The 8300-nt window shown below is 68.2% G+C and carries 9 protein-coding genes; 8 read left to right on the forward strand and 1 reads right to left on the reverse strand.

The window, feature by feature from the left end:
* Positions 1-4 precede the first annotated feature (4 nt).
* The 8 genes from DMX06_RS24755 to DMX06_RS24790 are packed head-to-tail and all read left to right on the forward strand — an operon-like array spanning position 5 to position 7812.
* Positions 5-1810, forward strand: coding sequence for a DUF2341 domain-containing protein (locus DMX06_RS24755; RefSeq protein ID WP_110739789.1), 1806 nt, complete (start codon positions 5-7; stop codon positions 1808-1810).
* A gap of 10 nt (positions 1811-1820) precedes the next feature.
* Positions 1821-2246, forward strand: a complete 426-nt coding sequence (locus DMX06_RS24760) for an ExbD/TolR family protein (protein ID WP_050707632.1) — start codon at positions 1821-1823, stop codon at positions 2244-2246.
* 8 nt (positions 2247-2254) lie between these two features.
* Positions 2255-2929 carry an energy transducer TonB family protein gene (locus DMX06_RS24765; RefSeq protein ID WP_181427896.1) on the forward strand — a complete coding sequence of 225 codons (675 nt, stop codon included), beginning with the start codon at positions 2255-2257 and terminating at the stop codon, positions 2927-2929.
* Positions 2930-2967: 38 nt separating this feature from the next.
* Positions 2968-4668 carry a putative porin gene (locus tag DMX06_RS24770; protein WP_110739790.1) on the forward strand — a complete coding sequence of 567 codons (1701 nt, stop codon included), beginning with the start codon at positions 2968-2970 and terminating at the stop codon, positions 4666-4668.
* A gap of 15 nt (positions 4669-4683) precedes the next feature.
* Positions 4684-5331, forward strand: a complete 648-nt coding sequence (locus tag DMX06_RS24775) for a DNA repair protein (RefSeq protein ID WP_110739791.1) — start codon at positions 4684-4686, stop codon at positions 5329-5331.
* 28 nt (positions 5332-5359) lie between these two features.
* Positions 5360-5836 carry a YbjN domain-containing protein gene (locus DMX06_RS24780; protein ID WP_110739792.1) on the forward strand — a complete coding sequence of 159 codons (477 nt, stop codon included), beginning with the start codon at positions 5360-5362 and terminating at the stop codon, positions 5834-5836.
* Positions 5833-6792, forward strand: a complete 960-nt coding sequence (locus tag DMX06_RS24785) for a peptidylprolyl isomerase (protein WP_110739793.1) — start codon at positions 5833-5835, stop codon at positions 6790-6792. The genes DMX06_RS24780 and DMX06_RS24785 overlap by 4 nt, the downstream gene beginning before the upstream one ends.
* Positions 6793-6849: 57 nt before the next feature.
* Positions 6850-7812, forward strand: coding sequence for a LysR family transcriptional regulator (locus DMX06_RS24790; protein WP_110739794.1), 963 nt, complete (start codon positions 6850-6852; stop codon positions 7810-7812).
* A 17-nt stretch (positions 7813-7829) separates the two neighbouring features.
* On the opposite strand, the gene alkB is transcribed toward DMX06_RS24790, so the two are convergent.
* The coding region (gene alkB, locus DMX06_RS24795) for a DNA oxidative demethylase AlkB (protein WP_110739796.1) at positions 7830-8300 on the reverse strand (471 nt) is incomplete at its 5' end.

An 8300-nucleotide genomic window follows, 5' to 3' on the forward strand; every position in this document is an offset into this window, starting at 1 on the left:
TCTCATGCAACGCCTGATATTGACCTTGCTGCTGTGCCTGGGCTTCGCCCTGCCGGGCAGCGCCAGTGCCTGGTGGCAGGACGACTGGATGTACCGCAAGCAGATCGCCGTGGACACCACGCCCCAGGGCGCCGGCCTGACCCAGGCGCTGGGCCGCACCGCGCTGCTGGTGCGCCTGCATACCGGCAACTTCAGCTTCGACGGCGTCAGCGAGACCGGCGCCGATATCCGCTTTGTCAGCGCCGATGACAAGACCGTCCTCAACCACCATGTCGAACAGTTCGATCCATTGATGGGCATGGCGCTGATCTGGGTGGACGTGCCTCGCATAGAGGCGGGCCAGCGCCAGGACCTGTGGATGTACTACGGCAATCCGAAAGTCCAGGCGCCAGTTGGCCAGGCCAGCTTCGACGCCGACTACACCGCGCTCTACCACTTCGACGGTGCCAGCGCCCGCGACGCCAGCCCCTATGGCAACCAGCTGCAAGGACCGACGGTGAGCGTCGACGGCGTGATCGGCCGGGCCATCCAGCTCGGTGGCCAGGGCCTGCAACTGCCGGCCAGCGCCTCGCTGCAACTGCCGGTGGGCGCGGCGTTCACTTTCAGCACCTGGCTGCGCCAGGACCAGACAGTGGGCGAGCAACTGCTGTTGGCCCGTCGCGAGAGCGGCCACAGCCTGCTGCTGGGCCTGGCCCAGGGCGTGCCTTTCGTCGAGGTCGACGGCCAGCGCGCCAGCGCCAGCCAGGCCGTGAGTGCCGGTCAGTGGCAACACCTGGCGCTGGTGGGCGAGGGCGGTACCCTGAGCCTGCTGCTCGAAGGCCAGCCGGTGGCCCGCCTGGCTGCCAGCCTGGCGGCCTTCAGCGGTGCCCTCGGCATCGGTGGTGACCTGCCGCCGGCCGAAGGCGAGGCGACCAGCCAGTTCGCGCCTTTTGTCGGCGCCCTGGACGAGCTGCGTCTTTCCCGCGTGGCCCGCAGCCAGGCCAGCCTGCAGGCCGATGTGCTGGCCCAGGGTGCCGAGTCGCGCCTGGTGGTTTACGGTGTCGACGAGGAACAGTCGGGCTTCGGTTTCGGCGGTCTGGGCTTCCTGCTCAAGGCAGTGCCGGTGGACGCCTGGGTGATCATCGCCATCTTGGTGCTGATGATGGTGCAGTCGTGGGTGATCATGCTGCGCAAGCAGCGCACCCTCAACCGCGTCACCGCCGCCAACACTCGCTTTCGCGAGCGCTTCGCCACGGTCGGCACGCGCCTGGAGCAGTTCGCCGACGATCAGGACCTGCATGCGCGACTGACCGACTCCTCGCTGTGGCGCCTGTACCTGGTGGCCGTGCAGGAGCTGCGCACCCGCCGAGCCCAGGGCGCCGACACCAGCTCAGTGTCCGCGGCCACCATCGAGGCCATCCGCTGTTCCATGGACGGCGTGCGCACCCGCGAGAACCAGGCGCTGTCCTCGAAGCTGTCGACCCTGTCCAACGCCATCGCCGGCGGCCCCTACATCGGCCTGCTGGGCACGGTGCTGGGGATCATGGTGGTGTTCCTCGGCACCGCCATGGCCGGCGACGTCAACATCAATGCCATCGCCCCGGGCATGGCCGCGGCGTTGCTGGCCACCGCCATGGGCCTGTTCGTCGCCATCCCCGCGCTGTTCGGCTACAACCGCCTGACCACGCGCAACCGCGAGGTCAGCGCCGACATGCGGGTGTTCGTCGACGAGTTCATCACCCGTCTGGCCGAGCTGCACGGCGAGGGCCAGGCCGGTGAGGCGGCGCAGCGCCCGGCCGGGCGCAGCATCAACCCGTCGGTTCCGGCGTGAGGGCGCAGCCATGGCATCCGTGAACAACGCCCATGACGACGACGCCGACGCCGCGGTCGACAGCATCAACATCACCCCGCTGGTGGACGTGCTGATGGTGGTGCTGGTGATGTTCATCCTCACCGCCACCGCGCAGGTCTCCGGGATCCAGGTGCAACTGCCCAAGGCCAGCGCCACGGTATCGCTGGCCCAGCCCAAGACCAAGGCGATCTCGATCAACGACGCCGGCCAGGTGTTCCTCGACGCCTACCCGGTGACGCTGCAGGAGCTGGAGGACCGCCTGCGCAGCGAAAAGGCGCGCAACCCGGACTTCCCGTTGATCGTGCGCGGCGACGCGGGCGTGCAGTACCAGAAGGTGGTCGAGGTGCTCGACCTGTTGCGCCGTCTCGAACTGGCCCAGGTCGGGCTGGTCACCGGCAAGCCGAACCAGGGGTGAGGGCAGGCATGGAACGTAAAGCCAACCTCCGCCGCCTGCTGACCTGGGCCGTGCTCGCCGTCGCCGGGGCAGGCCTGGCCTGGCTGTTGTGGCAGTGGGCCAACGACATGGCCGGGGTGCGCCGCGAGGCGCCCAAGGTGCCGGCAATCATCCCGCTGCCGCCCCCTGCGCCGTCACCACCGCCCGAGCCGCCCAAGGAGCCCGAACCACCGGTCGAGGAGAAGATCGTCGAGCCACAGCCGGTGCCCGAGGCCGAAGAGGTCAAGCCCGCCGAGGAGGCGCCCGATCCGGCCCAGGACCTGGCCGACCCGATGCAGATGGACGGCGACGCGCAAGCGGGCGGCGACAGCTTCAACGTCGGCGCCGGCAAGGGCGGCGGCATGGCCGGTGGTGGCGGTGGAGGCCTGGGCAGCGGCACCTACAGCCAGTACCTGGCCTACGCCTTCCAGCGCCTGCTGCGCGACAACCCCGAGCTGCGCAACCTGGTGTTCAACCTGCAGGCCGAGATCTGGCTCAGCGCCGCCGGCGAGATCACCCGTGTCGAGCTGCTGCGCGGCAGCGGCGAGCCGGAGGTGGACGCCCAGGTGCTCGCCGCCCTGCGCGGCGCCCGCGCCCTCGACCAGCGTCCGCCCGCCAACCTGACCTTGCCGGTCAAGATCGCCCTGCAGGGGCGCCGGCCATGAACAACGAAGCACGACTGACCCACAGGAGTTGCAAACCCATGAAGTGCCCAGTCAACCGATTGACCCTGGCGCTCGGCCTGCTGGCCGCCGCCACCGCGGTCGGTCCGACCGTCGTCCACGCCGCGCCGTCGGAGAACGCGACCGTCAACCTGATCCGCCTGCTGGTGGAGCAGGGCGTGCTCAAGCAGGACAAGGCCGACGCGCTGATCGCCCAGGCCGAACGCGAGGCCCGAGAGGCGCGGGTCGCCGGCAGCGCCGCGCCGATTGTCGCCCAGGCCCCGGCCGCCAACGGCGAGGTGCGCGTGCAGTATGTGCCGGCGATCGTCCGCCAGCAGATCCGCGACGAGATCAAGGCCGAGGTGATGAATACCGCCAAGCAGGAGAACTGGGCCGCGCCCAACACCTTCCCCGACTGGGCCTCGCGCATCAGCTTCGACGGCGACCTGCGCCTGCGCTACGAGTCGCGCTCCTACGCCGACGGCAACAGCAACGAGATCGTCGATTTCGCCAGGCTCAATGAAAAGGGCCCCTACGACGTCAACCCCAACAGCAGCTCGAGCCTGCCGCCTTTGCTCAACACCCGCGAGGACCGCGACAGCCTCCTGCGCCTGAGGGCGCGCTTCGGCCTCAAGGCGCAGCTGGCGGACAACTGGGTGGCCGGCATCCGCGTCGCCACCGGCTCCAACAACAATCCGGTCTCGACCACCCAGAACCTCGGTGGCGGCTTCGGCAAGAAGGACATCTGGCTCGACCAGGGCTACGTCACCTGGACGCCGAGCGAGCGCCTGACACTGACCGGCGGGCGTATCGCCAACCCGTTCATGTCTACCGACATCCTGTATTCCCACGACCTCAACTTCGATGGCGTGGCGGCGCTGTTCGACCAGCCGCTGGGCCGCGACCTCAGCCTGTTCGGCACCGTCGGCGCGTTCCCCGTGCAGTACAGCGACGACAACGCCACCAGCAACGGTTTCGACAAGGAAGACAGCGACAACAAATGGCTGTACGGCGTGCAGCTGGGCGCGAAATGGGCGCTCAACGACAGCAACCGGCTCAAGGGCGCGATGGCCTACTACCGCTTTGACGACATCGCCGGCGAGCGCTCCAGCCCCTGCGCCCCGTGGGACGGCCAGCCGGCCTGCGACAGCGACGAAAGCCGGCCGACCTTCATGCAGAAGGGCAACACCGTGTTCCTGCTGCGCGACATCACGCCGAACCCGGCCAACCCGACGGCCACGCCGCAGCCGCAGTTCGTCGGCATCGCCTCGGAGTTCGAGCTGCTCGACCTGAACCTGGTATGGGACGCCGACCTGCCCCATGACTTCAGGCTGCGCAGCCAGGCCAACTACATCCACAACCTGGCCTACGACGAGGGCGACATGCGCAAGCGCTCGGCCGGCCAGCTGGCCAACAACGTCGACGAGAACGGCAACATCAAGAGCGGCGGCGACGCCTGGATGTTCCAGTTCACCCTGGGCAACGCCCTGGACATGCGCAAGGCCGGCGACTGGAACCTGTTCGCCGGTTACAAGCGCATCGAGCCCGACGCGCTGCCGGACGGGTTCAACGACTCGAGCTTCCATCTCGGCGGCACCAACGCCAAGGGTTATTTCCTCGGTGGCAACTACGGCCTGGCCGACAACGTCTACGCTACAGCCCGTTGGTTGAGCAGCGAGGCGGTCTACGGCGCGCCGTTTGACATCGATGTGCTACAACTTGAAGTCAACACGCGGTTCTAGGGAAGGAGCACGGGCATGAACAAGGGAGCTTATCGCCACCGCTGCGCCTGGTTGATGCTGGCCCTGGGCGCAAGCCTGGCGGCCTCGGCGTCGGCCGAGACCCTCGAGGAACGCCTGCGCACCCAGCTGCGCAGCACCACGCAACAGCTGCAGGCCCTGCAGAGCGAGCAGGCCCAGGCCAGCGCCGCCCGCCAGGCGGCCGAGCAACAGCGCGACACCGCCCTGGGCCAGGTGCGCGATCTGACCGCGCAACTGGCCAAGGCCCGCGGCCACAGCGAGCAACTGGCCGGCCAGCAACAGGCCGTGCACAGCCAGGCCCAGGCGCTGGTGGCCAGCAGCAACGAACAATTGCACAAGTACAAGCAGGCCTATGACGAACTGCTGGCGATGGCGCGCGCCAAGGAAAGCGAGCGCGCCACCCTGCAGGCGCAGCTGGGCGAGCGTGACGGCCAGGTGCAGCAATGCCAGGCCCGCAACCAGCAGATGTACGGGGTGGCCAAGGAGATGCTGGCCGCCTACGAGAAGGTCGATATCGCCGATGTCATGAAGATGCGCCAGCCGTTCGCCGGTGGCGCCCGGGTCAAGTTCGAGGAACTGGCCCAGTCCTACGGCGACAAGCTCTACGAAAGCCAGTTCGACGCCCCCAAGGGCGTGACCCAGTGATGTTTTCTCAACGCAAGGAAGTAAGCACATGACCGAAGTCACCCTGATCGAAACCGTTAGCGCCGACTCCCTGACCCAGTTGCTGCAGGATGCCGGCTGCCGGGTCAACCGCACCGAGCAGAACGCCGTGGTGCAGCTGCTCAGTGCCAGCCAGGGCGTGGGTTATGCCGTACGTTTCGGCAACCGGGCCGCGGGCAAGGAGGGCGAGTTCCTCGACTTCACCTTCAGCTGTGCCCTGCGTATCCAGGGCGAGCTGCCGGCGGGCCTGGCCGAGCACTGGAACGCCAGCCGTCGTTTCGCTCGACTGTCGGTGCAGGGCGAGTTCCTGGTAATGGAGCAGGATGTGGTGGTTGCCGACGGCGTCAGCCAGCAGCACCTGCTGGGCAGCCTGGTGCTGTGGGATCGGCTGCTGCAGGAACTGATCGTCTATCTGCGCGACTACAGCCGTAATGTGGCCGACCAGCAGCACGCCCAGGTCGCCCGCGACGAAGAGCGCGCCTCGTGACGGCGCGCACTCTCTGGGCCGGCGCCGGCGCGCTGGCCGTTGTCGCGGTGGCGGTCGCCCTGGCCTTGCGCCCGGGCGACGAGCCGGTGGCGGCGGCGCGTCCGGCGTCGCCCGCAGCCCTGGTGGCTGGCGACAACGGTCCGGTATTGGCTCGCCTGGGCGAGCAGCAGGTCGGCAGCGGCGAGCTCAAGGCGCTGTTCGCCCAGTTGCCCGAAGAGGCCCGCGCCAGCCTGCGCGGCGACCGCCCGGCACTGGAGGCCTGGATCCGCGCCCGCCTGGCGGAAAAGGCCCTGTACCAGCAGGCCGAGGCCCAGGGCTGGCTGCAGCGCCCGGAAGTCCAGGTGCAGACCCGGGCGGCCACCGAGCAGATCGTGCTGCGCGACTACCTGAACTCGGTGAGCAAGGTGCCCGACGACTACCCCGGCGAAGCTGAGCTCAAGCAGGCCTACGAGGCAGGCAAGGCCGGCTTGCAGTTGCCGGTACGCTATCGCCTGAGCCAGATCTTCCTGCGGGTGGAGAACCCCAGGGATGACGAGGCCGTGCGCAAGCAGGCCCAGGCACTGGCCAAGCAGGCCCAGGCCGCGGATGCGGACTTTGCCGCGTTGGCCCGCGAACACTCCCAGGATGCCGGCACGGCCGCCAGCGGCGGCGACACCGGCCTGCAGGCCCTGGCGCAGTTGCTGCCCGAGGTGCGCGGGGTAGTGCCCAGGCTCAAGGTGGGCACGGTCAGCGACCCTGTGCAGAGTGCGGCGGGTTACCACATCATCAAGCTGGTCGAGCAGCAGCCCGCCCGGGCGGCGACCTTCGAGGAGGTGGCGCCACGTCTGCGCGAGTTGCTGCGTGCCCAACGCCAGGAGCAAGTGGCCAAGGCCTATGTCGAAGGCATGTTCAACACCGCCACCCTGAGCATCGATGGCGCGGCGCTGAACCAGGTCCTGGAAAGCAGCAGCCGCTAGTCGCCAACAACCATGGAAGAACCGGGCCTGCCCAGGTGGGCCCGCGGGAGGCGAGGGATGCCGATCGATCTGTCCCGGGGGCGAGCCCCGGATACCGCCGTGCCTGTCGTTCGTCCCCAGGTGCCGTTGGCCCTGGACGAACAGACCCTGAACTGTTTTCTGGTCACCGCGCGCTGTGGCTGCTTCATGCAGGCGGCGCGGCGGCTCAACCTCAAGCCGGTAGCCCTGCGCAAACGCCTGGCGGCGCTGGAAGCACGCCTGGGCTACAGCCTGTTCGTCAATCGCAACAACAACCCGATGCTCAGCCAGCAGGGAGAGCGCCTGCTGCAGATACTCCAGGCGCGCGAGCCGGTCGTGCCATTGCCACGGGAACCAAGCGCCAGCGTACGTCTGGCCGTGGCCGAGCCGTTGCTGCAGGACCTGCTGGGCCGCAACCTGATCAATTTCGTGCGCCAGCATGCCGGTATGCGCCTGGAGGTCGCTACCCTGGACGGTCGTCAGGCGCCCGAGCAGGTCGCCGATGTCGCCTTGTGGCTGGGCGATGCCAGTCACGGCGCCCACGCTGACTGTTTTGCCGGCGCCGCCCCCGAGGCCCTGGCCACCCTCGAGTATCTGCCGCATATCGCCAAGCGCTATGCCCGCGAGGCCAATCGGCCAACGAGCCTGGCGGACCTTCAGGACTACATGCTGGTGCAATGGCAGGGCGAAGTGGGTGTGCAGGCGCTGATGCCCTGGCAGGTGTTGCTGCGGACCCGTACCACCGGGGTGACGCAGATCCAGGACTACGAGATGTACTGCCAGCTGATCAAGTGCAGTGCCAGCGTCGGCTTGCTGCCGCATTATGCGACGCATCTGGATCGCGGGTTGCTTGCCTTGCCGGGCCTGTTCCGCGAACCGATGCGGCGGCGGGTATGGCTGGCGGTCAATGGGCAGACCGAGTCAGATCCATTGGTGCAAGTGATGGTCGGGGCGATCCGGGCTGTCTTCGACGAGCGCCGTGAGTGGTTCGCCAGGCTGTAGGTGCGTGGCTCAGTGGTTCATCCGGCCTTGCGCAGCGTGAGGTTGATCCGGCGCTCGCCCATGCGTGGATGAGTACCCGGTTTGATTGGCATTACGCCATGAAAGCGCAGACGGTCTTCGCCGCCCCAAACGAGCACGTCGCCGTGGTTCAGCGGGATGCGCTGGGGACGGTCCGAGCGCTGCAGGCCGCCGAACAGGAATACCGCTGGCAAACCCAGTGAGATCGAGACGATCGGTTGCCCGTAATCCTGCTCGTCGCGGTCCTGGTGCAGGCTCAGGCGAGTGCCGGGCAGGTAATGGTTGACCAGGCAGGCATCGGGCATGAAGCCGTCGAAGCCCGCTTGCGCGGCGGCGCGGGTGGCCAGGTCGCTGAGTATCCGGGGCAGGGCGGGCCAGGGTCTTGCGCTGACGGGGTCGATGGGGGTGTAGCGGTAGCCGTTTTCGTCGCTGACCCAGCCCAGTGAGCCGCAGTTGGTCAGGGCCACGGC

This window comes from Pseudomonas mosselii, assembly GCF_003205295.1.
Taxonomy (GTDB): domain Bacteria; phylum Pseudomonadota; class Gammaproteobacteria; order Pseudomonadales; family Pseudomonadaceae; genus Aquipseudomonas; species Aquipseudomonas mosselii_B.

Coding starts and splice junctions, on each gene's coding strand:
- DMX06_RS24775 (WP_110739791.1), top strand. CDS start 4,684: ATGAACAAGGGAGCTTATCGCCACCGCTGCGCCTGGTTGATGCTGGCC.
- DMX06_RS24790 (WP_110739794.1), top strand. CDS start 6,850: ATGCCGATCGATCTGTCCCGGGGGCGAGCCCCGGATACCGCCGTGCCT.
- DMX06_RS24765 (WP_181427896.1), top strand. CDS start 2,255: ATGGAACGTAAAGCCAACCTCCGCCGCCTGCTGACCTGGGCCGTGCTC.
- DMX06_RS24780 (WP_110739792.1), top strand. CDS start 5,360: ATGACCGAAGTCACCCTGATCGAAACCGTTAGCGCCGACTCCCTGACC.
- DMX06_RS24760 (WP_050707632.1), top strand. CDS start 1,821: ATGGCATCCGTGAACAACGCCCATGACGACGACGCCGACGCCGCGGTC.
- DMX06_RS24770 (WP_110739790.1), top strand. CDS start 2,968: ATGAAGTGCCCAGTCAACCGATTGACCCTGGCGCTCGGCCTGCTGGCC.
- DMX06_RS24755 (WP_110739789.1), top strand. CDS start 5: ATGCAACGCCTGATATTGACCTTGCTGCTGTGCCTGGGCTTCGCCCTG.